Annotated in this window: 30 protein-coding genes and 2 pseudogenes; 11 read left to right on the top strand and 21 right to left on the bottom strand. The window is 44.1% G+C overall.

Annotated features, from left to right (window positions below; all coding sequences use genetic code 11):
• Nucleotides 1–9 precede the first annotated feature (9 nt).
• Nucleotides 10–522 (top strand): MarR family winged helix-turn-helix transcriptional regulator, encoded by a 513-nt coding sequence (locus tag J6600_RS03660; RefSeq protein ID WP_209387981.1) that lies wholly within the window; start codon nucleotides 10–12, stop codon nucleotides 520–522.
• A gap of 38 nt (nucleotides 523–560) precedes the next feature.
• Here J6600_RS03660 and J6600_RS03655 read toward each other — a convergent pair whose 3' ends face one another.
• The 8 genes from J6600_RS03655 to J6600_RS03620 form a co-directional block, all read right to left on the bottom strand.
• A complete protein-coding gene (locus tag J6600_RS03655; RefSeq protein WP_012117028.1) occupies nucleotides 561–1,205 on the bottom strand; it encodes a Bax inhibitor-1/YccA family protein in 645 nt (214 codons plus the stop codon).
• Between the two features lie 90 nt (nucleotides 1,206–1,295).
• Entirely contained in the window at nucleotides 1,296–1,598 is a 303-nt protein-coding gene (gene ribR / locus J6600_RS03650; RefSeq protein WP_015416995.1) for an FMN riboswitch-binding regulator RibR, read from the bottom strand.
• Between the two features lie 29 nt (nucleotides 1,599–1,627).
• Nucleotides 1,628–1,801 carry a YezD family protein gene (locus J6600_RS03645; RefSeq protein WP_209388321.1) on the bottom strand — a complete coding sequence of 58 codons (174 nt, stop codon included), beginning with the start codon at nucleotides 1,799–1,801 and terminating at the stop codon, nucleotides 1,628–1,630.
• Between the two features lie 118 nt (nucleotides 1,802–1,919).
• The gene (locus J6600_RS03640) at nucleotides 1,920–2,990 is read right to left on the bottom strand and encodes a sulfate/molybdate ABC transporter ATP-binding protein (RefSeq protein WP_209387980.1); all 1,071 of its coding nucleotides are present in this window, start codon (nucleotides 2,988–2,990) and stop codon (nucleotides 1,920–1,922) included.
• A 13-nt stretch (nucleotides 2,991–3,003) separates the two neighbouring features.
• Nucleotides 3,004–3,867 (bottom strand): sulfate ABC transporter permease subunit CysW, encoded by an 864-nt coding sequence (gene cysW / locus J6600_RS03635; protein WP_209387979.1) that lies wholly within the window; start codon nucleotides 3,865–3,867, stop codon nucleotides 3,004–3,006.
• Between the two features lie 10 nt (nucleotides 3,868–3,877).
• Nucleotides 3,878–4,714 (bottom strand): sulfate ABC transporter permease subunit CysT, encoded by an 837-nt coding sequence (cysT, locus tag J6600_RS03630; protein WP_209387978.1) that lies wholly within the window; start codon nucleotides 4,712–4,714, stop codon nucleotides 3,878–3,880.
• Nucleotides 4,715–4,729: 15 nt separating this feature from the next.
• Nucleotides 4,730–5,758: a sulfate ABC transporter substrate-binding protein gene (locus J6600_RS03625; RefSeq protein ID WP_209387977.1), complete on the bottom strand. Its 1,029-nt coding sequence runs from the start codon at nucleotides 5,756–5,758 to the stop codon at nucleotides 4,730–4,732.
• A 281-nt stretch (nucleotides 5,759–6,039) separates the two neighbouring features.
• Complete coding sequence (locus tag J6600_RS03620) at nucleotides 6,040–6,906, bottom strand: STAS domain-containing protein (protein WP_014417142.1); 867 nt, start codon at nucleotides 6,904–6,906, stop codon at nucleotides 6,040–6,042.
• Between the two features lie 160 nt (nucleotides 6,907–7,066).
• Between J6600_RS03620 and J6600_RS03615 the strand changes: the two genes are divergently transcribed.
• Nucleotides 7,067–7,429, top strand: coding sequence for a VOC family protein (locus J6600_RS03615; protein WP_007408938.1), 363 nt, complete (start codon nucleotides 7,067–7,069; stop codon nucleotides 7,427–7,429).
• Nucleotides 7,430–7,513: 84 nt separating this feature from the next.
• Complete coding sequence (gene hmoA / locus J6600_RS03610; RefSeq protein WP_003155696.1) at nucleotides 7,514–7,840, top strand: heme-degrading oxygenase HmoA; 327 nt, start codon at nucleotides 7,514–7,516, stop codon at nucleotides 7,838–7,840.
• 32 nt (nucleotides 7,841–7,872) lie between these two features.
• Here hmoA and J6600_RS03605 read toward each other — a convergent pair whose 3' ends face one another.
• From J6600_RS03605 to J6600_RS03565, 9 genes are all read right to left on the bottom strand, one after another.
• Complete coding sequence (locus tag J6600_RS03605) at nucleotides 7,873–8,562, bottom strand: YetF domain-containing protein (RefSeq protein WP_017419063.1); 690 nt, start codon at nucleotides 8,560–8,562, stop codon at nucleotides 7,873–7,875.
• 113 nt (nucleotides 8,563–8,675) lie between these two features.
• The gene (locus J6600_RS03600) at nucleotides 8,676–8,954 is read right to left on the bottom strand and encodes a YesK-like family protein (protein WP_017419062.1); all 279 of its coding nucleotides are present in this window, start codon (nucleotides 8,952–8,954) and stop codon (nucleotides 8,676–8,678) included.
• Between the two features lie 30 nt (nucleotides 8,955–8,984).
• Entirely contained in the window at nucleotides 8,985–9,518 is a 534-nt protein-coding gene (locus tag J6600_RS03595; RefSeq protein ID WP_095061184.1) for a GNAT family N-acetyltransferase, read from the bottom strand.
• Nucleotides 9,519–9,606: 88 nt separating this feature from the next.
• The gene (gene cotJC, locus J6600_RS03590) at nucleotides 9,607–10,176 is read right to left on the bottom strand and encodes a spore coat protein CotJC (RefSeq protein WP_003155700.1); all 570 of its coding nucleotides are present in this window, start codon (nucleotides 10,174–10,176) and stop codon (nucleotides 9,607–9,609) included.
• Nucleotides 10,177–10,190: 14 nt separating this feature from the next.
• Nucleotides 10,191–10,454 carry a spore coat protein CotJB gene (cotJB, locus tag J6600_RS03585; protein ID WP_007408934.1) on the bottom strand — a complete coding sequence of 88 codons (264 nt, stop codon included), beginning with the start codon at nucleotides 10,452–10,454 and terminating at the stop codon, nucleotides 10,191–10,193.
• Complete coding sequence (gene cotJA, locus J6600_RS03580; RefSeq protein WP_209387976.1) at nucleotides 10,438–10,686, bottom strand: spore coat-associated protein CotJA; 249 nt, start codon at nucleotides 10,684–10,686, stop codon at nucleotides 10,438–10,440. Before cotJA ends, cotJB begins: the two co-directional genes overlap by 17 nt.
• A 133-nt stretch (nucleotides 10,687–10,819) precedes the next feature.
• Complete coding sequence (gene ant(6), locus J6600_RS03575; protein WP_209387975.1) at nucleotides 10,820–11,689, bottom strand: aminoglycoside 6-adenylyltransferase; 870 nt, start codon at nucleotides 11,687–11,689, stop codon at nucleotides 10,820–10,822.
• Nucleotides 11,690–11,886: 197 nt separating this feature from the next.
• On the bottom strand, nucleotides 11,887–12,189 hold the full coding sequence (locus J6600_RS19780) for a hypothetical protein (RefSeq protein WP_209388371.1): 303 nt from the start codon (nucleotides 12,187–12,189) through the stop codon (nucleotides 11,887–11,889).
• Between the two features lie 179 nt (nucleotides 12,190–12,368).
• Nucleotides 12,369–13,088, bottom strand: coding sequence for a YebC/PmpR family DNA-binding transcriptional regulator (locus J6600_RS03565; RefSeq protein WP_003155709.1), 720 nt, complete (start codon nucleotides 13,086–13,088; stop codon nucleotides 12,369–12,371).
• A 298-nt stretch (nucleotides 13,089–13,386) separates the two neighbouring features.
• On the opposite strand from J6600_RS03565, the gene J6600_RS03560 reads away from it, so the two are divergent.
• The 7 genes and pseudogenes from J6600_RS03560 to J6600_RS03530 all read left to right on the top strand — a co-directional run.
• Nucleotides 13,387–15,393, top strand: coding sequence for a T7SS effector LXG polymorphic toxin (locus J6600_RS03560; protein WP_209387974.1), 2,007 nt, complete (start codon nucleotides 13,387–13,389; stop codon nucleotides 15,391–15,393).
• 1 nt (nucleotide 15,394) lies between these two features.
• Entirely contained in the window at nucleotides 15,395–15,871 is a 477-nt protein-coding gene (locus J6600_RS03555; protein WP_032872498.1) for an antitoxin YezG family protein, read from the top strand.
• Nucleotides 15,872–15,955: 84 nt separating this feature from the next.
• Nucleotides 15,956–16,444, top strand: a complete 489-nt coding sequence (locus J6600_RS03550) for an immunity protein YezG family protein (RefSeq protein WP_063637039.1) — start codon at nucleotides 15,956–15,958, stop codon at nucleotides 16,442–16,444.
• A gap of 16 nt (nucleotides 16,445–16,460) precedes the next feature.
• On the top strand, nucleotides 16,461–16,922 hold the full coding sequence (locus J6600_RS03545) for an antitoxin YezG family protein (protein ID WP_209388320.1): 462 nt from the start codon (nucleotides 16,461–16,463) through the stop codon (nucleotides 16,920–16,922).
• A 33-nt stretch (nucleotides 16,923–16,955) separates the two neighbouring features.
• Nucleotides 16,956–17,427, top strand: a pseudogene (locus J6600_RS03540) (immunity protein YezG family protein).
• A 24-nt stretch (nucleotides 17,428–17,451) separates the two neighbouring features.
• Entirely contained in the window at nucleotides 17,452–17,922 is a 471-nt protein-coding gene (locus tag J6600_RS03535; RefSeq protein WP_209387973.1) for an antitoxin YezG family protein, read from the top strand.
• Nucleotides 17,923–17,998: 76 nt separating this feature from the next.
• A pseudogene (locus tag J6600_RS03530) lies at nucleotides 17,999–18,277 on the top strand (TIGR01741 family protein); the annotation flags it as partial.
• A gap of 67 nt (nucleotides 18,278–18,344) precedes the next feature.
• On the opposite strand, the gene J6600_RS03525 reads toward J6600_RS03530, so the two are convergent.
• Together J6600_RS03525 and J6600_RS03520 are read right to left on the bottom strand one after the other, a co-directional pair.
• Nucleotides 18,345–19,220, bottom strand: coding sequence for an ABC transporter permease (locus tag J6600_RS03525; RefSeq protein ID WP_007609910.1), 876 nt, complete (start codon nucleotides 19,218–19,220; stop codon nucleotides 18,345–18,347).
• Entirely contained in the window at nucleotides 19,221–20,174 is a 954-nt protein-coding gene (locus tag J6600_RS03520; RefSeq protein WP_129091706.1) for an ABC transporter ATP-binding protein, read from the bottom strand.
• 352 nt (nucleotides 20,175–20,526) lie between these two features.
• On the opposite strand from J6600_RS03520, the gene J6600_RS03515 reads away from it, so the two are divergent.
• On the top strand, nucleotides 20,527–20,967 hold the full coding sequence (locus J6600_RS03515) for a hypothetical protein (RefSeq protein WP_209387971.1): 441 nt from the start codon (nucleotides 20,527–20,529) through the stop codon (nucleotides 20,965–20,967).
• Nucleotides 20,968–21,149: 182 nt separating this feature from the next.
• On the opposite strand, the gene rlmD is transcribed toward J6600_RS03515, so the two are convergent.
• Both rlmD and J6600_RS03505 read right to left on the bottom strand, forming a co-directional pair.
• The gene (rlmD, locus tag J6600_RS03510) at nucleotides 21,150–22,535 is read right to left on the bottom strand and encodes a 23S rRNA (uracil(1939)-C(5))-methyltransferase RlmD (protein ID WP_209387970.1); all 1,386 of its coding nucleotides are present in this window, start codon (nucleotides 22,533–22,535) and stop codon (nucleotides 21,150–21,152) included.
• A 147-nt stretch (nucleotides 22,536–22,682) separates the two neighbouring features.
• A complete protein-coding gene (locus tag J6600_RS03505; protein WP_014417122.1) occupies nucleotides 22,683–23,594 on the bottom strand; it encodes a diacylglycerol kinase in 912 nt (303 codons plus the stop codon).
• Nucleotides 23,595–23,616 lie beyond the last annotated feature (22 nt).

Raw genomic sequence — 23,616 nt, 5'->3', positions numbered from 1 at the left:
CTTACAAAAATGGAGTTGAGACATTTGCCGGATTACTCGCAGATTGCCGGACGCGCTGAGATTTACGCCGATATGGATGCTGAATCATTGAAAACATTTTTGACGTTATTTGATATGTCTAAAAAAATGAATCAGGTCATGGAGCATTATTTCTCAAGTCACGGATTGTCCGAAGGGAAATTCAAAATTTTAATGTTTCTGTTTGACGTACCCGGCCACAGCCTGAGTCCGACGGAGCTGGCGAAAAAATCCAATGTCACCAAAGCGACCATCACCGGTTTGATCGACGGACTCGCACGGGACGGCTTTGTAAACCGCAGCCGGCATACCGGCGACAGACGAAAAATCAGCATCGAACTCACAAAAGAAGGAAAAGAAAAGCTGATGCTGTTTCTTCCCGGCCACTTCTCCAATATTTCAGGAGTCATGGAAAGCTTCACCGCTGAACAAAAAGCGGAATTGACAAAAATGCTTGAAGTATTATTTGATAAGCTTCTGCTGTTTTCCGGCGGCAGAATATAAAAAGGCGCCCCTCTCAGCAGGGCGCCTTTTTCGTGCGGTTAATCATCACTGTTTAAAATCCCGAAAAACCGGAGCAGGTTGATAAACAGGTTAATAAAGTCGATATAAAGCGTCAATGCCATCAAAGGAATCAAATCAGCCGTGATGTCCCGGTGCTTGATCTGGTTCAGATCGTATAAGATGTACATTGAAAACACAATCGTTCCGATGACGGAATACGCCATCATGGCGGCGGAATTCAGCGGGCTGAAAATATTAAAGATCCCCACTGCGAGAAGCGCGATAACAGCGACAAGCAAGAAGGACCATAAAAACGACAAGTCCTTTTTCGTCTTAGCGCCAATCGTGCCGAGCACCGCAAAAATCACAAACGAAGAACCGAATGCCTCCAATACGACATAGGCCCCCGCTGCGGACGCATAATGGCTGATAATCGGAAACAGCGTCATTCCGGAAATGAAAGCGAATGAAAACACAAACACATATCCGACGGCTTTTTTTCGGCGCAGCCAAAACGCGGCGATGATCATGACGACCTCTAAGATCGACAGCGGCAGCATCAATGCCGGCGGAATGAACTGGCCCGTATACAGGCCGATTGTCGCAACTAACAGTGTAAACACAAATACCGTTATAATGCGCTGCATAATAGATTGTTTGCTCTCATAAGCAGCAGTTTGCATGTCAAAAGTCCTCCCAAAAAATGATCGTGATAGGTCTATTATAAATAAAATGGGAGAAATTTGCATGATTTTAAGAAGATTTTAAGGATATCAGGCCTGACGTTTTGCTGCGCACTCCTGCATATCCATGAAATCATGCAGTTTTTTCGTCAAGCCGCCGTGCCCGAATCGGATTTTCCCCTTCTGCCCCGGCGTTTTCGCGAAATCGAGGAATGCCAGCACATAAAGACGCCTGACGGGAATCGGAATGACGCCCGCATCATAAAACCAGCCGTCAATTGTATTGAGCACGCCTTTGTTAATGCCGTATTGCTTCGTGCACCAATGCAGAAAGCGCACTTCGGGCAGGTGCAGATACCGGCTCTCCCGGAAAGGAACAGTTGAATGCTTCATATGTACCGCCTCCTGTCATTGGCTGTTTTTTAAGATTGTTTTACTTCTTTGCTCTTCAGGGAAAATCGATATTTCTCCACCTTATCAATTTGTGTCACTTGGGAATTATGAACCGTAATCTGAACTGTCCCGAAATCGAGCGTTTCCAGCGCGCTGATAATCTTTTCGATCACAAGCGGATCTACGTTTCCTTTGGACGTCATCATGCTCCCCCTTTATGTCTGGCCGTTCGTCTTTTGACAATGAGCGTTTTAATTCATACTATTCTGATAAGAAATATATAATTATACTATTATGTTTTCATTCAGAAATCAATAACATTTACACAATTTTTGGATATGTTTTCTTTGCAAAAACTTTCACTTCCTTCGCTTTGACATAAACCGTGTCGCCGACGCCCGCCCCCAAGGCGTCATATTGCTCTTTTGAGAGCTCAATCTCCAAGTGCTGGCCTGTGTCGGTACGGACGGCTTCCAATCTGACGGACGGTCCGATGGCGCGAATATGAGCCGCCCTTGCTTCAAATGAATGCAGACCGGACGGTTTTTTTTCTACGGTAAAATGGTGTGGCCTCACATAAGCGATCCCCTTATCCTGATCAGCATGCCCGACAGGTATTGCCGCGTTTCCGGTGATCAGCTTTCCTTCCTCCACTCTTCCTTCAAATACGTTGACACTGCCGAGAAAGTCGTACACAAACGGATTTGCGGGGTGATCATACACCTCCTGCGACGTTCCGATCTGTTCAATCGCACCTTCATTCATAATGACGATGCGGTCGGCCACATCAAGCGCTTCTTCCTGATCGTGAGTGACGAAAATACTTGTCATGCCGAATTCATCATGAAGCCGTCTGAGCCATTGTCTTAACTCTTTTCTTACTTTGGCGTCAAGCGCGCCGAACGGTTCATCCAACAGCAGAATGTTCGGTTCTACGGCCAAGGCGCGTGCGAGGGCGGCTCTTTGTCTTTGTCCGCCTGACAGCTGCGAGGGATAGCGCTTTTCATAAGGTTCCAGTTTCACAAGCGCCAGGAGCTCTCTCACCTTTTCGGCAATTTCCTTTTTGGCGGGACGCTGCTTTCGCGGACGGACTTTTAATCCGTAGGCGACATTTTCAAAAATCGTCATCTTGCTGAATAACGCATAGTGCTGAAACACAAAACCGACATGTCTGCTTTTCACATGCGTATCCGTCACATCTTGTTTTCCGAACAGGACACGTCCCCCATCCGCCTGCTCAAGACCGGCAATGACTCTCAATAATGATGTTTTGCCTGAGCCTGACGGACCGAGAAGCGCAACCAGCTCGCCATTATTGACGTGAAGATTAATATCCCGCAATGCCTGATAGTTTCCGTAATGCTTAGAAATACTGTCGATCGTAATCTCCATAATGACTCCTTCCTCATCCGGCTTTGACAGAACGATAACCGGCTTTCCATTCAATGATGTTTTTCAAAAACAGTGTCGCAATCGCAAAAACCGACATGACGGAGGCCGCCGCAAAAGCGGCCGTAAACTGATATTCGTTGTACAAAATTTCGATATGAAGCGGGAGCGTGTTGGTAACACCCCTGATATGACCGGAAACGACTGATACGGCGCCGAATTCGCCGATTGTCCGGGCCGCGTTCAAAATCACCCCGTAGATCAGCCCCCATTTGATATTAGGAAGCGTGACATGCCAAAACGTTCTCCAGCCTCCCGCGCCTAGCGTGACGGAGGCTTCTTCTTCAGCATTTCCTAAGCTTTGCATAAGCGGTATTAATTCCCGGGCGATGAAAGGGAGCGTCACAAACAAGGATGCAAGCACGATTCCCGGGACGGCGAATACGATTTTTATCTGGTGATCAAGTAAAAATGGGCCAAGCCAGCCGTGAAGCCCGAACAAAAGGACAAAGATTAAGCCCGCGATTACCGGAGATACGGCAAACGGCAGATCAATCAGTGTCATAAACAGACTTTTGCCCCTGAATTCATATTTGGTCACAGCCCACGCCGCGGCGACGCCGAACAGCGTATTCAGCGGAACCGTGATGAAAACGACGAGGAGCGTTAATTTCATCGCGGCAAGGGAATCCGGATGCGTGACAAAGAGGATATATGCTTCCGCTCCCTTTTTAAAAGCTTCAATAAATATGAATGCAAGCGGCATGATTAAAAATATGGACAAAAAGAGCAGGACCGCTGAGATCAGCACCCATTTCACAACGGGTGATTCCCGCATCTCCCGCTTTGGCACGGCTGTTTTCGCTGTTTCCAGCTGCATGGCATATCCCCTACCTTCCTGCGTATTTTCTCGCGGTGAGCCATTGCAATCCATTGATGACGAATAAAATAAAGAATGTGATGACAAGCATGACTGCCGCAACAGCCGTTGCCCCGGCATAATCGTATTGCTCTAATTTCGTCATAATGATCAGCGGGGAAATCTCGGTTTTAAACGGCATATTGCCCGCGATAAAAACGACAGAACCATACTCCCCAAGGGCGCGGGCAAAAGATAATGCGAAACCCGATATAATAGAAGGAAAAAGCTCCGGCAGAATGACTTTTTGGAAGGTTTTCCATTTCGAAGCTCCAAGTGAAGCAGATGCTTCTTCCGTTTCCTTTTGGAGATTTTCTAAGACGGGCTGAACCATCCTGACGACAAAAGGCAGCCCGATAAATGTCAATGCGATGATAATGCCGATCGGCGTAAAGGAAATACGGAAAGGAAACAGCTGTCCGATCCAGCCGTCCGGTGAATACATTGCCGTTAATGTAATGCCTGCGACGGCGGTCGGCAGCGCAAACGGCAGATCAACCAGGCCGTCAGCCAGCCTTTTCCCCGGAAAGTCATATCTCGTCAGCACCCAGGCGATGACAACGCCGAAAACCGCATTGATCAAAGCGGCACAGCCCGCCGTCAAGAAGCTCAGCCGATAGGAAGCCGCGGCCCTCGGCTCAGAAATGATATGCCAGATGTCCCCTGGCTCCATTGACATCGTATGAAAAAACACCATGGACAGCGGCACGATAACCAAAACGGCCATATATAAAAATGTAAATCCCATCGTTAATCCGAAACCCGGAATCACGGACGGTTTTGTTTTTTTGAAAAGTAACGTTCTCATACTCGTTTCCTCTTTCTATTTCTCATAGATGCTGTCAAAGGTTCCGCCGTCATTGAAATGAGTTACCTGCGCTTTTTTCCAGCCGCCGAATTCCTTTTCGACCGTCACCGTTTTAATCTTCGGGAATTGTTTTTCATACGTTTTCAGAACCTCTTTATCGCGGGGCCGGTAAAAATTCTTCGCGGCGATCTCCTGCCCTTTTTTGCTGTAGAGATAGGATAAATATGCTTCAGCCGCTTTTTTTGTTCCTTTTTTATCCGCGGTTTTGTCGACGACAGAGACAGGAGGCTCAGCCAGGATACTGATTGAAGGATTGACAATCTCAAATTTCTCCTTGCCGAATTCCTTCAGTGTGAGATAGGCCTCATTTTCCCAGGCGATCAGCACATCCCCCATCCCTCTTTCTGTAAAACTGGTCGTGGCTCCGCGCGCCCCTGAATCAAGCACTTCCACATTGCCGTAGAGGTCTTTCATAAACTGTTTGATTTTCGTGTCGTCATGATGATACGTTTTATCCGCATATGCCCATGCTGCTAAATAGTTCCATCTGGCTCCGCCCGATGTTTTCGGATTGGGCGTAATGACCGAAACGTCCTTTTTCACCAAGTCAGCCCAATCAGTAATGTGTTTCGGATTCCCTTTTCTGACTAAGAATACGATGGTTGACGTGTAAGGAGTTGATTGATCCGGCAGACGTGACTGCCAGTTTTGATCAATGAGTCGCGCTTTTTCTGCTATCGAATCAATGTCATAACCTAAAGCAAGCGTTACGACATCAGCGTCAAGTCCGTCTATTACGGATCTGGCCTGCTTCCCCGAACCTCCGTGCGACTGCTGAACGGTTACATCTTGACCCGTTTTCTTTTTCCAATAGGAAGAAAAGGCCTGATTATACTCTTTATACAGCTCCCGTGTCGGATCATACGATACATTCAGCAGCTGAACGGTCTTTCCGTCTGCTGACGCGCTGCCGGACTCAGATTGACAGGCTGACAGCGCCCCCGCCAATAAGATCAATACTAAAAATGCCGCTGTTTTTTTCATGTGCCTGATTTCTCCTCTCTTTTTCCGCATAAAAAAAGGCATATTATCCCCTTTCAAAAAAGGGAAATAATATGCCTTCAGTTGACTGATGGGCAATTATACCGGTATCAGATTTGGGCAGAACGGCCAGCTTTCGTTTGTGTACGATCAGCTATTTGTGCCGGTTCGATGTGTATAAGAATAATTCAAACTATCCCTAGCTGTCAACTAAGTTTTAGACTATTTAAATTGTTTTCCGCTGACAAAAAAAGCGCCCCGCCTCTGGACGGAGCACCTTTTTTCTATGCTTTTGCTTCCTCGATCACACATGTGACACCCATGCTGGCGAGCGCCTGCTCCAGGGAGCCGTAAGTTTGATACTCTGAAAAATCAAGCCCTAATTGGATAGAAGTCTGTGCCACATCAGGCCGAATGCCGGAAAACACGGTTCTGATGCCGAGGAGAAATAACGTTTTCGACAGCATATACAATTGCTGCGCCACCATCGTATCGACAATGGGCACACCGGACAGATCAATCACAAGGTTTGTGATCCGTTTGGCGACACAGTTTTCCGGCACCGTCTCCAAAATCACGCGCGCCCGTCTCGTATCAATCGATCCGATGAGCGGCAGAGTGCCGATCGTATCCGCGATCAAAATAACCGGACAGCTCAATTCGGAAATAAGCTCCTGCTGAGATGACAGCCTTGCGATCATTAATGTCTGAAACTGTTCAGTAAAATCCGTCATCAGCTGATCAAACGAGCTGTTGACAAGGTGATTCCAGCGGCGGGCATCCTCGTTTGTTACGATGTCCTGATGCTCATCCATAAAACGGGTGACCGCCTCCCAAAAGACGGTTCTTGAATTGCCGATCGCCTCAACGACCTCATGAACCTCCGCGTCCTGCTCCACTCTGCTTTTCGCTACCTGTGCGGCCCATTTTTCTTTGTTATGCTGAAAAACGGCCGGGTCTTCCAAAAAAGCGCTTGCGATGACCGTGTTTGTAAAGGTATGCTGCTCGATCAGCAGCCGTTTCATTTCCTCACTTAATTGATCCGCAGAATAAAAACGCCCTCTCAGCTTCCGTCTCAGCTTGAGCCATTTTTCCGTCAGCTCTGCCGAATGTGTAATAATATAATCATGAAGTAACTGGTCTTTGTTCACTGCCGTCTCCTCTTTCAAGAATATGTACTTTTGTCTAAATTATAAATCGGAATCGCCGATCGCACTAGAGAAATTAAAAAAACCTGCACATTAAAGCTTTTGATTGCTTTTTTCGGCAGGAGGATACACTATAAAAGAAATGAAACAGGAGGTCAGTATGATGATCAAAAAAATCGCGACAGTCGCCGTATACACTGATGATCAGCAAAAAGCGAAAACATTCTGGACGGAAAAAGCGGGGTTTGAAACCGTCGCCGAGCATCCGATGGGCCCGGGCGCCTTCTGGCTTGAGGTAGCGCCCAAAGGAGCCGCCACTCATTTGGTTATTTATCCGAAATCGATGATGAAAGGCGCCGAGCATATGAAGGCTTCTATCGTATTTGAGTGTGAAGATGTCTTTGCCGCATACGAACAGATGAAAAAGAACGGCATCACCTTTTTAGATGAACCGAAACAAATGGAATGGGGCAGCTTCGTGCAATTTAAAGATGAGGATGGTCATGTCTTTCTCCTGAAATCGTAATCCGTCAGGCATCTTAATTGACTTTGAGAATCATTTTCATTTAAAATGTTGGATAAAGCGTAGAAATGATTGGAGAGATGCCAGATGTTCGTGCAAATCAGAAAAATGACCGTAAAAGAAGGACATGCCGACAAAGTAATCGAACGCTTCAGTTCAGAAGGCGTGATTGAAAAGCAGGAAGGTTTGATAGACGTAACGGTCCTGGAAAAAAAAGTCCGCCGCGGTGATGAAGAAGTCGTCGTATTAATCCGCTGGGAGTCAGAAGACCATTGGAAACAATGGGAAAAAAGCGAAGACCACATCGCGGCCCATAAAGCAAACCAAGGCAAGCCGAAACCTGATTATATGCTTGGGACGGATGTCGGTATGTATCATGTCAGAGCCGTTAAAACAGGCGTACACGAAAAATAATAAAGAGCATTTGCCCCAGGGCAATGCTCTTTTTATTTTTTCTCCTCATACGGCAGGACAAACAGCGGTTTATCGGGCTTCCATTCCGCATACAGCACGTCCTCCGTTTTTTTGATGTTCAGCTTTTTCAGCTCCTGATTCAGCTGCTTTTCTTCCAGCCCGGCTTCTTTCAGATTTTCATACAGCACTTCTCCGTCAATAATCAGCGTGACCGGCAAAGAGACCTGCTTCGGCTTTATTTGCATGTCGCCGTTTTTCGTCGTATCATATTGAAATTTCGGCAGGACGCTGACCATCCCGTTTGTTTCTAAAATCGCGTACTCCGCTTCCTGTATGGAAAAGCAATTCGCCTGTCTGAGAAGGCTTTGCAATTGATTAATGTCCAGCTTATTCTTTTTCAGCACATCATATTTCAGTTTTCCTTTATGTATGATAATACTCGGCTCGCCTTCCAACAGCTTTCTGGTGCTTTTTACTTTCTGCGTAATCAGTTCGATGAGATAAATTAAAACCCCCCATAACAGGGAAGCAAAAATGATTTCAATAATCCTGACGTTTTTATCATACACCGCATTTCCGACCAGTTCGCCGAGGATGAGCGCAGAAATAAAATCAAACGGCGTAATTTGCGAGAATTGAGTTTTTCCAAGCAATTTTAAAATCACAAATAAAATACCCAAACCGCATACTAACTCCCAAGCCACTGTAAGTAAATGTCCCATATTCGCACCTTCTTCTTAAAAGTCATTACCATTATGGACATTCGCCTGTTTTCTATACAGCTGCCGGCAACACACAAAAAAACGCAGCCGAGGCCGCGTTTTTTCACTTCTGCTTACTGTTTTTGATTCGATCTGACGACCCGTAAACACACCTCAGCGGCATAACCGGCGGCCGCTCCGGAACCCGCAAACATCGCGGCAAGCCCCAAGCCCATTCCTTCCCAGCCGCCGACACCGAAAATGCTGTAAACAACCGTACCGAAAGCAGTCAGGCCCAGCACCGCCAAAAGGCACTCAGGCCACATCTTTTTCGGCCATTTCTTACGGAGCACAGCCGATACGGCAAAGTTAAGACAAAATGCGGCCAGACAGATCAGATAAAAAAACCCCATGTCTTTTGCACCTCCGTCATGAGGAGCTTTTTATTTGCTCATCTTTTTTTCAAACAAATGATAACCCGGCGCGAGTCCTTTTGATTCGTACCCCATTCCGCTGTAAAACGACTGAAGCGCCTTGTTTTCGGACACGCAATCGAGCCGGATTTTCGTTTTTCCCGGACAAGACACACCCGTCTCCGCCCAAGTCATGATTGTCCGGCCGAGCCCCGCCCCTGCAAACTGCCTTTTAATCGCCAGCCGGTGGAGATATACGGACTCCTCATGTCCTTCATCGCCCCAAAGACGTCTGTCCCACCCGCTTGCTTCGGGAAGCAGCATGACGACGCCGGCCAGCTCTTCATTCTGCCTGAATAAAAAAACATACCCTTTGGCGATCGCCTCCCGCATATTGTGGGTATCTTCCCCTTGCAGAAGGCCGCTCCACTGGTTCGACCCTTTATCGCGAAGCCATTCTGCCGCTTGCACGAGCAGATCCATGACCTCTTTTTCATCATCCTTCCGGGCGGGGGTGACCCGGAATGCCCCCGCCTTCTCCTCCGTGATCGTAAATGGTGTCATAAAAGCCTCCTGTAATCAGAATATTCGACACCTTTATTATAGACCAAACGCTGAAAGGAAAAAAACAGCCGTCATGTTTGAGGGCCGTTTAAAAAATTTTCTTCTTATCACGTTCTTCTTTTAAAATCTCAACCGCTTCCCTGAAACGCATAGAGTGGACGATTTCACGCTCACGCAGAAAACGGAGTGAATCATTCAGGTCAGGGTCATCGGAAATATCAATAATCCATTGATACGTCGCTCTCGCCTTTTCTTCAGCCGCAATATCCTCATATAAATCAGCGATCGGATCTCCCTTCGCCTGTATGTAAGACGCTGTGAACGGAACTCCGGCCGCATTGTGATAAAACAGCGCGCTGTCATGGTTGACGTAATGATCACTGAGCCCTGCATCACGCAGCTGCTCCGGGGTCGCGTCTTTTGTCAGCTTATAAATCATCGTCGCAATCATTTCTAAATGCGCAAACTCCTCCGTGCCGATATCCGTCAGCAGGCCGATCACCTTGTCAGGAATCGTGTAGCGCTGGTTTAAGTACCGGAGCGCTGCGGCCAATTCGCCGTCCGCCCCGCCGTATTGTTCAATGAGAAACTTAGCCAGCATCGGGTTGCATGTACTCACTTTAACCGGATACTGCAGCTTTTTTTCATATACCCACATTTACAGATCCCTCCTTATACTTGCCATGGCCAAGGACCGCGGCCCCAGTCCCATTGAGCGCCGACCTGACTCACGCCGAATTGCAGAAGCGGTCCGTACTCAGGTTCAAACCGCTTTCTCAGCTGTCTTGAGTACCGGGAATATTCATGAAACTGCTGAAGCGCGAGACGGTCATGGGGATGCGTATCCAGATAAAGCGTCAGCTCCACCAAGACAAAGTCCGCCGCCTGGATTTGTTCCAGCAGCCGATAATATTCATCATCAATCTTTTTCGCCATATTCGATTCCCCCCCGATAAGGATTATCATAGAAATCGTAAAGATCCTTCCAAAGGGTCCCTTTTCTCAATGCCTCCATCGGAGAAAACTGCTCCAAGTGATACGGCTGAAACCGCATATAAAGATGCGGCGGCGTTCTGTAGTATTTTCTCCCGATCGGCGGGCAGGGATCAAACCGGCTGTGGAAGGGTTTATAGGATTTGACCGGTGTAAACGGATGATTTTCTTTCATTACGATCCTCCTTTCCTAAACACATGACCTTAATAGGTATGAATCCGTATCGGCATTTATGCCCTGTAAGAAAATAAAAAAGCCCGTTAAAAACGGACTCAATGTAACTCATCTGGAATTTGAAGTAAAAAAATCATAATGAAAAATCTGATTGAAAGCGCTGATAATGTTTCAATGTATATTCCGTAATTTGTTGATCATATTCAGGATATTCATATCTCAATAAAACAGCCACTGACTTTGAATATGCTCTGAAGAGACCCTGGCAGTCAAACAATGCCTTCCACACGCTTTCATAAGTATTGCCGACATAAGTATTCAGCAGGATTTCCCAATCTTTCGCATTCATGTAATGTTGAATATACTTATAATTCTTCCCTACACTTAATGAAAACTGATTCTCTATCCCGATATTCCACGCAATCATACGCAAAACATTAGGCCTTAGAATGTCATTCATATGATCCAGCGCAAACAGTATTTCTTTACGCATTAATCCTTTAATCACATAGGTTGAAACCATCCAAAATTCATTACAGCAATCATCAAACTCTCTGGGGGTCGGTTTCTTTATATGATATTGTTCATCACTCGCAATAATCTTACGGTTGATTCGGTCATCCTTGTCTAATACTATTTCCGCCAAACCATCACTCTGTGTAAAATAATCCTCTGTTTGACTCAGAGGGATCAAAGTTAAGTCGATTTTATGATGATCTTTAAATAGCATTAGATAGGAGAACCAGTCTCCGAGTTCCGGAGGGAAAAGTTCCATATCTTCAGGTTTTTGCATCATCATTCTTTCGCCAAACTGATCCAGCCAGCTGTCGTCAGATGTGAAGGAGTCCATATCGGTCACAAAATAAGAAATATCATAGTCTTGAAATTTGTCTCTCGGTACATTTTTATTGGTTCTTGATCCCTCTAAAGTGACAAGACGGATTCTCTCGTCCTTCATCGCAATATCAAGAATCAATTTCATCATTTCGTCTTCACTTCTCACATGTAAAACCTCCCGATAAAGAGATTTTTACAGATCATGCTTTTCAGTTTATAAACAACAGAAAGAAAAGGTTTGTGAGCTTGCTCATGATTTACAGAAAGCCTTATGTACTTGATGATTTTGCTCCAATCGTAACACAGCTGCAAGAACATGAGAAGAGCACTCCTGCTGTTCCAAGAGTGCTTTTTCCCGAATGGTCAGATATATTGGCTGTCCCGATGATGATGATGGAACGGGTAGCCGCCGTAGCCTCCGCCATAGCCGCCAAAACCGTACCCCGGATATCCCCCGAAGCCTCCGTAGCCGCCGTAGCCGCCAAAACCGCCGTAACCGCCAAAACCGTATCCCGGGTATCCTCCGAAGCCTCCGTGGCCGCCAAAACCGTATCCCGGATATCCACCGAAGCCTCCGTGGCCGCCAAAACCGTACCCCGGGTAGCCTCCGAAGCCTCCATAGCCGCCGCCAAAGCCTCCGCCGTAAATCGGTCTTCTTTCATTCATGATTTATCGCTCCTTCACATAGGTTACAGTCCAGTTTATGACATCCGGAAGGAAACGTATGGGCATCCGCCCAGTTTTGGCGAAATAATCAATAATTGCTTACGGAGATATACGATACAGGCCGACCGCATAAGCAAAATAAAAAGGCCGGAACTTATGCCGCCCCGGCCTGTTTGTCTTTATTCGCCTAAATCTACATTGTGATAAACCTGCTGTACGTCTTCCAGATCTTCCAGCACATCGATCAGCTTTTCAAATTGAGCTTTCGCATCTTCCGGAAGCTCGACTTCATTTTGCGCAAGCATCGTCAGCTCGGCAACCGTGAACTCTTCAACGCCGGCATTTTTGAATGCCTCCTGCACGGCATGGAATTGGTCAGGCTCGGCATACACGATAACACTGTCATCCTCTTCTAAAATATCGCGCACGTCCACATCAGCTTCCATCAGCAATTCCAGCGCTTCATCCGCCGTCTTGCCTTCAACGCCGATAACGGCGGTCGCATCGAACATGTAAGCGACAGACCCGCTCACACCCATATTTCCGCCGTTTTTCCCGAATGCGGCGCGCACTTCAGGCGCCGTGCGGTTTACATTATTCGTTAACGCATCAACGATGATCATTGAACCGTTCGGCCCGAAACCTTCGTAACGCAGCTCGTCAAAGTTCTCCTCCGCGCCGCCTTTCGCCTTTTCAATCGCACGCTCAATAATATTTTTCGGCACACTGTACGTCTTCGCGCGCTCAAGCACCACTTTTAACGCCTGGTTCGATTCCGGATCTGGCTCGCCCTGTTTTGCCGCCACATAAATCTCACGGCCGAACTTCGCGTAAATCCGGCTCGTATTTGCGTCCTTCGATGCTTTCTTTTCTTTAATATTGTTCCACTTACGGCCCATTTTGTTCCACTCTCTTTCACGAATTGAATCTGTATGATAAATACTCTGCTTCTATTATACCTCAGCGGTTGGGTTGTTTCGAGTGTAAGACATTAGAAAAAACAGGCACGCTTAAAATCACCGGAGCGCAGTAAGCCGAATTTGAGGGTTATTATACAAAACATAAAAAGCCTCCCTTCATACAGGAAGGAAGTCGCAAGCCAAAAGATTCATTTTATTCTTATTACCTATTTCCTACACTGTATATCCTGACTCACGTGGTAAAATTTTGATATCGAACAAAAGAAAGGATATGGTCATGAAAGTTTTCGAAGCAACCACCCTCCTCGCCGCTGCCAAACAGCGCGCGGGTGAATACAAAAAACTGCGCGGCCAGATGGTCAATCTGAAAAAAGCGTTTCAAGGTATGGCTGACCTTGGTGACAATGATTTCTCAGGCCGGGGCGCAAATAACATTAAAGCTTTTTTCAAGGACCACGCCGGCGTCACAGACAGCTGGCTTGATCTGATCGACATGAAAATCGCATTTCTCACAAGCCTTCCCGGTAAGGTCGAAGACGCCGGACTTTCCAATTCGCATGTGGAGGAATCATTTCTGGAGCACGAGCTCACCCATGCCCTCAGTAAATCAAAGGCGATTATGGAAGCGCAGAAAAAAGACATGCACTCCATCCTCGGTGAGATCGAAGACATCATCTCGCTCGAATTGTTTTCAACCGAAAGCACAGATCAAAAGCTTTCTTCAGCTGACAAAAAAAGAAGCGCAACAATACATAAGCTCGGCAAGCTTGACCACGATCTAACGAAAGAATACGCAGAAACCGAAGCAAACGAACAGTTCATCCAGGCCGACTTTCAGCAGCTCCAAAACGCCACAGGCAAAGGAAAAAGCGCCACGCCGCTTCACTACAACGCCAAAGCGTACCGTGAAAGCGACATCCATAAGAAGAAAGGCGAGATTGCAAGACATTCGGATGCTTATTTGACGATTAAAAAGGAAGAAGCGAAAGAACGAGAGATTGAAAAACTGAAAGAAAGACTGAAAAACTACGATTATGCGAATGCCGATGAATTCTACTCAATGGCCAAAACGATCGGCTATAAAAACCTGACAAAAGAACAGCAGCGCTACTTCACTCAAATTGAAAACACGCGTGAACTTACAGACGGTTTCAAAGGCGTTGCCGTCGGCCTTTATGATTCCGGAAAAGACGCGGTCACAGGCCTGTGGGATATGGTCACAGATCCGGGCGGAACGGTTGAAGCCATTACAGGAGCGGTGGCTCACCCGATCAAAACGTATGAAGCCATTTCAGCGGCAATCGAAGAATCGTACCAAAAAGACATGGTGAATGGCGACACCTACTCCAGAGCAAGATGGGTGTCATATGCAGTGGGCACCGTTGTGACATCAGTCGTCGGCACAAAAGGCGTCGGCGCCGTCTCAAAAACAGGCACAGCCGCCAAAGTGACAACCAAAGTCAAAACAGCAGCAAGCAAAACAGCAACAGCCCAAAAAGCCATAACGGTCTCAAAACAAACCGTTGATCACATCAAACAAAAAGTAAACACAAGCATGGAAGTATCAAAAAAACACGTCAAAACCAAGTTAAATCAAATCGGAGATCTCACACTTGCGGATATTCTCCCCTATCATCCCCGTCACGATTTAGTGCCGGCAGGCGTTCCTTACAACGCAGTCAACGGGGTCACACTTAAAGAGGGACTACAAAAATTCGCCAAGGTCATCCTTCCGAAACCATACGGAACGTCATCAAGCGGAAGACGAACTCCGGCACCGCATGTACCGCCGGTAACCGTCAAATACGGCGAGCACTACGCAAAATGGACCAGGAAGAAAGTATTGAAGCCGAATGTCATCTATAAAACAAAAGAAGGCTACACGTACACCACTGACAACTATGGTAGAATTACAAGTGTCAAAGCAGACTTACAGCTGGGAGAAGCAAAACGAAACCAATATGCACAATCAAAAGCAGGTAAACCAGACCGTCTGACAGATGACGACGGAGGCCACCTAATCGCCACTCAATTCAAAGGCTCAGGCCAATTCGACAACATCGTGCCGATGAATTCTCAGATTAATAGGAGCGGCGGGAAATGGTATAAAATGGAGCAGGATTGGGCAGCGGCTTTACAAGCAGACCCTCCTCAAAAAGTATCAGTTGAAATCAACGCATTGTATAAAGGAGATTCATTAAGACCCACTGCTTTTAGGGTGAAATATAAAATTGGTGATCAAGAACCTAAACTTATGAGAATTAAAAACCAGGTCGGAGGTTAATATGGAGACAAAAAAAATGGGTGATCTATATCAACAGATAGCAGAAGGCATTAACGAAATCATTCCTTCTGAATGGAAAAAAGTTATTCTTTATGCTGAAATTCTCGACGATTCATCTGAGGTTTTCTTTTATTTCAATACTCCACATAGTGAAGATTTTATCTATTCTCATAACATTCCTGAGCATTTCCATGTCAGTGAGGAGATTTATGAGGGGCTGTTATTTGACTTGCATGACTTATTCGAGGAATTACGAGATGAATTTAAAGAAAACAATCAAGATATATGGACTAATTTAACACTTAATCTGGCGATAAGCGGAGAATTCTCGATAGATTATAATTATGAAGACGTTATTCAATCTCCATATACCATCTCTCAAAGACAAACAATCTGGACTTATAAAAATGTAGGAATTTATCCTAAGAGTAAACCTTTAAAATCCTTTTTAGAACAGTATCTAAATTCTCAAAATTAAAATTCCCCCTCCTTTATTGGGGGGTTTTTTTGATACAAATGATCCTTACAAATTACCAATTATAATGCTGGAGGCTGATTCTTGTTGGAAAATGAATTAAATGCATTATATAGAAGCATAGCTGAAACCGTTAACGAAATGATACCAGAACCATGGGAGAAATTTTTGTTCTATGCTCAGGTTTCAGAGACAGGCGGAGGCACTTACTTTTTTTATAATTCTCAAAATGAACCTATTCATTTTAAGTACAGTCTTGAAATTCCTTTTGAATTTGATATTGACGAAAATGAATTCGATCAGAATGAGATGGAATTATTTAAACTAAGCGAAAAAATGAGAGATGTTTTCAAAGATCATGATCAAGAATTCTTTTACTCCTTCACTCTTAGCCTAGAACGATCAGGAAAATTAACTGTCAACTTTGATTATACAGATTGGTTTAAGACAGATTATAGTTTCAGTGATCAGCTTATCATCTGGAAATTTAAATATTTAGGGGAAGAACCTATGGATCCATCATTACAAAAATTAATAAAAAAATATTCAGAAGAATATCCTGAAAATCCAATTTAATAAAGTTGGGATAATGATGTTAGGAAAAGCTTATCTAAAAATAACTGATGCCATAGGAAAAATAATTCCTTCCGAATGGAGCAAAGTTGTTCTTTATGCAGAAATATTAGACGGCTCCAGAGAAGTGTATTTTTTCTTTCAAACACCAGAAAACGATGAATATATATACTCTCACGACATTCCAGAACAATTTCAGGTCAGTAAAAAAATTTATACAGAACTATTATTAGATCTTCAAGAGTTATTTAAACAGTTACACAATGAATTTAAAGAAAATAATCCCGAAGCATGGACAAATTTGACCCTGAAGCTTGAAAGCACTGGAACGTTCTCAATTAATTATGATTATGAAGATGTTATTGAATCTGATTTGGACGAATACGAAAGACAAATGATTTGGGAGTTCAATAACTTGGGGATTTTCCCTGAAGACGAAGAGGACAAAGAATTTGTTAAGGATTATCTAAATATTAAATAATGCCATCAACAATTCAAAGGTAGAGGATCATCAATGGAAACTCAAAAAATGGGTGAACTATATCAAAAGATTGCTGAACATCTAAATGAAATGATTCCATCTCAATTGGGAAAAGATCGTTTTATATGCTGAAATACTTGAGGACTCAGCGGATATATACTTTTATTTTACAACACCAAATAACAGTGATTATTCATTTTCTCATTATATACCTGAACACTTTGATGTGAGTGAAGAGATTTACGATCAACTGCTAATTGAACTTCAAGAGCTTTTTGAAGAACTAAAAGAAGAATTTAAACTAGGCAATCAAGATATTTGGACAAATCTCACTTTAAAATTAGAAAACACCGGAAAGTTTTCAATTGATTATAATTATGATGATGTTTTATCCTCTGAACTTGATGACCTTCAAAGACGAGATGTTTGGAAATATCAAAATCTCGGCATACTGCCAGCTGATGAGGAAGATAGAAAATTCATAGAAGAGTATCTAAACATATAAAAAATTAAAAAGGATTCTGATATTGTGGAAACTGAAAAGATGGGAGTACTATATCAAAAAATCGCTGAGCAAATAAATGATATTATCCCCTCTGAGTGGGAGAAGGTTGCTCTTTATGCCGAAATTTTAGATGATTCTTCAGAAGTTTACTTCTTCTTTACTACTCCACAAAATCAGGAATATATATATTCACACGATATTCCTGAACATTTTAATGTTGATGAAGATATATATGACGAACTTCTATATGAGTTGCATGATTACCTTGAAGAGTTACGGGATGAATTTAAAACAAACAATGAAGACTTATGGACAAACCTCACTTTACATCTCGAACGAAGCGGTAAATTCTCAATTGACTACGATTACACCGATGTCATCGCCTCAGACTTAAACGGAACACAACGGCAAGTGGTATGGGAATATCAAAACTTGGGGATTTTGCCTGAAGATGAGGACGACAAAGAATTTATAATAAACTACTTCGGTCTATAAATCAATAATGGCCCAGCCCTTCTTTGCTGGGCTATTTTTTATAACTAGGATTTCTCGACAATTGAAGGTGAAAAAGTTGGAAACTAAGCAAATGCAAGATTTGTACCACATTATTGGTGAAAAATTAAATGACATCATACCTTGTGAATGGACAAAAATATATCTTTATGCAGAAGTATTAGATGACTCTACCATGGTTCTCTTTCACTTCAAGACACCAGAAAAACATCAGCTGATTTATTCGCAAAATATACCAGTCCGATACAGTGTAAGTAAAGATATCTTCAACACTTTTTTAAGAGAAATCCGTGAACTTTTTGAGGAATTACGAGCTGAGCACAAAAAGAATAATGATAAACAAAACAGACAGCATCCAGTAAACGGATGCTGCCTGTTACATCGTTATGTATCGTCTGAAGAAGTCATTTATTTTGTTTTTTAAATATGAAAATAGATATGACGGTAAATATGATGGCTGTAATGACAATGATCCACAAGCTTGCTGCCGTACTGATAAAATGGCCGTTTAACTTGTAGACGATCCCGTAATGCTTTTCATATTCCTGTATTTGGTCCGCAGAGGCATGTTTAAATACTTTATCAACTGAGTCTGTCATAAACGCTTTTCTGAACAGAACGGCGGTATGGCTGATAGGGAAGTACATAATAATCTTCTGCACAAACACCGGTACGCCGCCGATCGGCACATATACTCCGCATAAAAAACCGATGGCTGTTCCGACAATCGTACTTAACGTCGAAAATGCATTTTGTGTGTGAATAAACAGCGTTAAAAATAAATTTATGGAACTTGAGAGTGCAACTGAAAGAATAATGATCCCCAATACTTCAAGTATATCTGTACCGCTTAAAAGCTTGCTGCCTGTTGAAACGAGAAAAATTTCACAGCCTAAAAAGGCGATGAAAGAAAAGATCAAGCCGATGACAAATGAATGAATGACATAGCTCAATTGGATGGTCGCCCTTGATAAAGGAGCTGTTAAAAAGTCATACGTTCTCTTGCTTTCTTTATCTTTCACCATAATTCCGAAAGCGCCTAAAGTCGTTGTCACAGCTGTAATGGACAGCAATCCCGCCACCATCCATTCGTTCACCATTGCTTTGGAATCATCTGTCGAACCGACCAGGGCCTTAATGGCGTCCAGCTGTGTCTGCTGTAAGAACACGGCATATAACAGAATGACGATAAATACTGACAGCAAAGAAAGAAGCAAAAGCGTTCGATCACGGAAGTATATTTTTATATTTCTGCTGATTAAACTGGATAAAGACTTCATTTATGCAATGCTCCCCTTTACTGGCAAACTGCTTCCTTGTTCTTCGATAATATGGATAAACACATCATCCATATTCCCTTTAATCACCTCGAAAGATTCGATTTTTCCTTCAAGACCTTTCAAAATGTCATACGCTTGGAGAGTGGACTCTACACGAAGGGAATAAATAGAGTTTTTAACCGTAAAATCCAGTTGTTTATTTTCAAACCATGCCGTCGGATCAACGCCTTGCTTAAACATCATATGCAGACTGTCAAACGCATATTGATCTTTCAGCTGACTCGGTGTACCCTCTGCGATCAGACGTCCTTCTTTGATGACCACAACGTTATCAGCCACAGCGGCCTCCTCCATGTAATGGGTCGTTAAAAAGATCGTCATGTTTGTTTCTTCCTGCAGCCTTTTAATCGCATTCCAAACAAATACTCTCGTTTGCGGATCAAGACCTGTAGTAGGCTCATCTAAAAATAATATAGTCGGTTTATGGATGATGGCACGGGCAATATCAGCTCTTCTTCTTTGTCCGCCTGACAAATCGCTGTATTTTTTCTCCTTAATATCATCCAATTTTAAATAGTCTGTTACAAACTGATAGTTCTCTTGCACTTGTGCCTTGCTTAAATGATAATATTGTCCGCGGTTCATGATATTTTCATAAACGGTCAATCGTTCATCCAAAATGCTCTCTTGGAAGACAACTCCGATCTTTTTGCGGATATGATTATTCTCTTTTCCTTCACCCAGCGTATAACCGTCTATTACCACTTTTCCGGATGTCTTTTTAATCAGCGTACAGAGAATATCGATAGTGGTCGATTTCCCTGCACCGTTCGTTCCCAGAAATGCAAACAGCTCGCCGCGTTTGACAGAAAAGGATACCCCTTTCACTGCTTCAAATGATCCATATTTTTTACGCAGATCCGTTACTGTTATAATGTCTTGTTCTTCTCCCATTCTGTTCACCTCGAAAAGTAAAATTCTATACCGTTGTTCACTAACTTTATATCGTCATTCCCGCCAGGATTTTCCTCATTTTTATCCAACTTTATTATCTTTTTAAAAATAATTATCTTGATTATAACGATATAATTTGTTATTTTCGCGTTTTGTTATTGGGTTTAGGATCGGTGGATTTTCTATAGATGGGGATCACTATTGATTTTGCATGAAATTTATACATGCTGTAATCAATAAACCCTTTATCATAAAAAGGGTTTTTATTGGTTAAGAATCTCTAATACTATTTAAAATTCCTGTTTGTAACCGAAATACATATTATCTTAGAACATTCAGAAAGGAGAACGTAATGGAAACATGCCCTTATTGTGCAACTTCAATTCAAAAGGATAATCAGTATTACTGTAGTTTTTGCTTAATGTACATACATAATGTTCAGAGAGATGGCAAACGTGAAATCATAGAATATCGTGAGCATACTTCTGAATTAGATTTGGATAAGTCTACACCAGAACTAATGACTCTGCCAACAATTGAATTATTTCATTTACTGCGGCTCTCAAGAAAAATACGCAAACAGAAGTATGATCAGCTATATAAATCTCGACTTGAATCAGAAAAAGGAAATGAATCAGAAAGTGTTCAAATCGCAACGGAGAATTACCAATATTACACAAAGAAAATGTATATCATAGAGAATATATTAAATAAACGTCTGGGTTACATTCCAGATAGGATAGATAATGTATTTCTTAAGAGTTATTTAGAAAAAGTAATGATTAGTAAGTAGAAAAAACAAGATATGAAAGTGTATTAAAAAAGCTGCCCCTCTAGAGTGAATATTAATAAAGAAATGTATAGAAAGCTATATTATAGGCGTTAACCAAACATCTTCTGGTACTCTTCTCATGTCAAGAGTTCGTCCTGAATGCAAAAAAGTTTGGATTAAAAAAAGGCAACCATCCCTAAGGGTTAGTTGCCTTCTCTTAATTCCAGCACAGCCACACACTCCACATGATTCGTATGCGGGAACATATCCACTGGCTGCACTTCCAGCGTCTGATACCCGCCATCCTCAAGCACCCGCAGGTCTCTTGCAAGCGTTCCTGGATTGCAGGATACGTACACCACCCGCTTCGGTTTCATGTCGATGATTGTCCGCAGGAGGGCTTCGTCACAGCCTTTTCTTGGCGGGTCGACGACGAGGGTGTCGGCCGTGATGCCTTCTTCATACCATTTCGGAATGACTGTTTCCGCTTCTCCGACTGCGAATTCCGCGTTTGTGATGCCGTTCAGCTCAGCGTTGCGTTTCGCATCCTCAATTGCTTCCGGCACGATTTCAACGCCGTACACTTTTTTCGCCTGCTTTGCCAGAAATAGAGAAATCGTTCCGATGCCGCAGTAGGCGTCGATGACGGTTTCTTCCCCTTGCAGCTCCGCGTACTCAAGCGCTTTGTCGTAGAGCACTTTTGTCTGTTCCGGGTTGACCTGATAGAACGATCTGGCGGAGATGGCGAATTTGACGTCTCCGATGAGGTCGTAGATGTATTCTTCGCCCCAGATGACGTTTGTTTCGTTCCCAAAGATGACGTTTGTTTTGTTTGGATTGATGTTCTGCACGATGGATTTCACGTGCGGGAATTGCGCCGTAATGTCTTCGATGATCTTCGCTTTGTGCGGGAAGTCGTTTGTTCTTGTGATGAAGACGATCATCATTTCGCCTGTGACGACGCCGTATCTGACCATAATGTGGCGGAGCCAGCCTTTATGGCGTTCTTCGTTATAGGCTTTGACACCGTATGCTGCGCAGATGTCTTTGACGGCTTGGACGGCTTCGTCATTTTTGGATTGCTGGATCAGGCAGGCGCTCATGTCGATGATGTCATGGCTTCTTTGCTGATAAAATCCGGCGACGAGTCCGCCTTCTCTTTCTCCTACCGGCACCTGCGCTTTGTTTCTGTAGTTCCACGGGTCTTCCATGCCGAGCGTCGGGTGCACGGTGACTTTTGAGAGGTCCAGCTTGCCGATTCGTTCTAAGACGTCTTTGACTTGTTTCTGTTTAAACAAAAGCTGGCCTTCATAGGTCATGTGCTGAAGCTGGCAGCCGCCGCATTGTTTGTAGATTGGGCACGGGGCATCCGTTCTGTGCGGGCTTTCTTCCTTCAGCTCGATTAAGCGGCCGAAAGCGAAGCCTTTTTTGACGCGTGTCACTTTGATTTGCGCTTTTTCCTCAGGCAGGGCGTTCGGCACGAAGATCGGGAAGCCCTGAACCTTTGCGACGCCCGCTCCTTCGTGCGTCAAATCCTCAAATGTCACATCATAGTATTCATTTTTTTCTATCGGGGGTTTCATTTTCATCTATAATCACCTCTAGTTTTACCAATAACCTTGTTTCAGCGTGCTGGCAAACCTTCAAATTCAATGTCAGCCTTCAAAGGTTTCCGATCACGCTGAAAAGATGACAAAATCCTAAAACGAATACTGTTTTAGGATTTTGTCCGCGTATTAATCATCCAGCTGTTCCGCTTTCTCCTTCGGCATGATAACGTGAATATGCCGGTACAGGTTCACGAATTCGCCCGGCAGCATGCCGCCGTACTCGCCGTCCAGGTTCAGCTGCATCTTTTCTGATACATTGACTTTCACACGGTTCGCTTTTGTGTAAATAATGTGCTGATCGTTAATATGATCGCCTCTGAGCGCCATGCTCGCGACTCTGATAAACTCCGCGAGATTGGCTTTTTTCAAAATAATCAAATCAAACATGCCGTCATTCAGGCTGGAATCAGGGGCCAGTTTCTCGAATCCGCCGACCGAGTTGGTCAGCGTCACTAAAAACAGCATAATTTCGCCTTGAAACAGCTTGCCGTCATATTCAATCTCGACTTCTGTCGGTCGAAGTGAAGGCAGCATTTCCATTCCCTTTAAATAATAAGCAAGCTGGCCGAGCATCGTTTTCAGTTTGCTCGGCACATCATACGTCAGCTCCGTCAGACGGCCTCCGCCGGCGATGTTGATAAAATACTGACCGTTCACCTGTCCGATGTCGATCGGGCGGGCCACGCCGTTAATGACGGTATCAGCGGCATTCAGTATATTCTCTCTCGGAATGCCCAGCGCTCTGGCGAAGTCATTTGTCGTGCCGACCGGAATGATGCCGAGTGTCGGGCGTGTGTCTAACGGCGCAAGGCCGTTGACGACTTCATTAATCGTTCCGTCTCCGCCGGCAGCGATAATCAGGTCAAACTCCCGCAAAGCGGCTTCTTTTGCAGCGTGGGTGGCATCCCCCGCGCATGTGGTGGCATGGGTGGAGGTTTCATAACCGGCTTGTTCAAATTTTTGCAGGACCTGGGCAAGATTTTTCTTAAAAAGCTCCCGTCCTGAAGTCGGATTGTATATTATGCGTGCACGTTTCATTATCTCATCATCCTACTTAAGA

It is taken from the genome of Bacillus sp. LJBV19 (genome assembly GCF_017797845.1).
GTDB classification, from domain to species: Bacteria; Bacillota; Bacilli; order Bacillales; family Bacillaceae; genus Bacillus; species Bacillus velezensis.
This window is presented reverse-complemented; position numbering and strand designations above follow the sequence as displayed.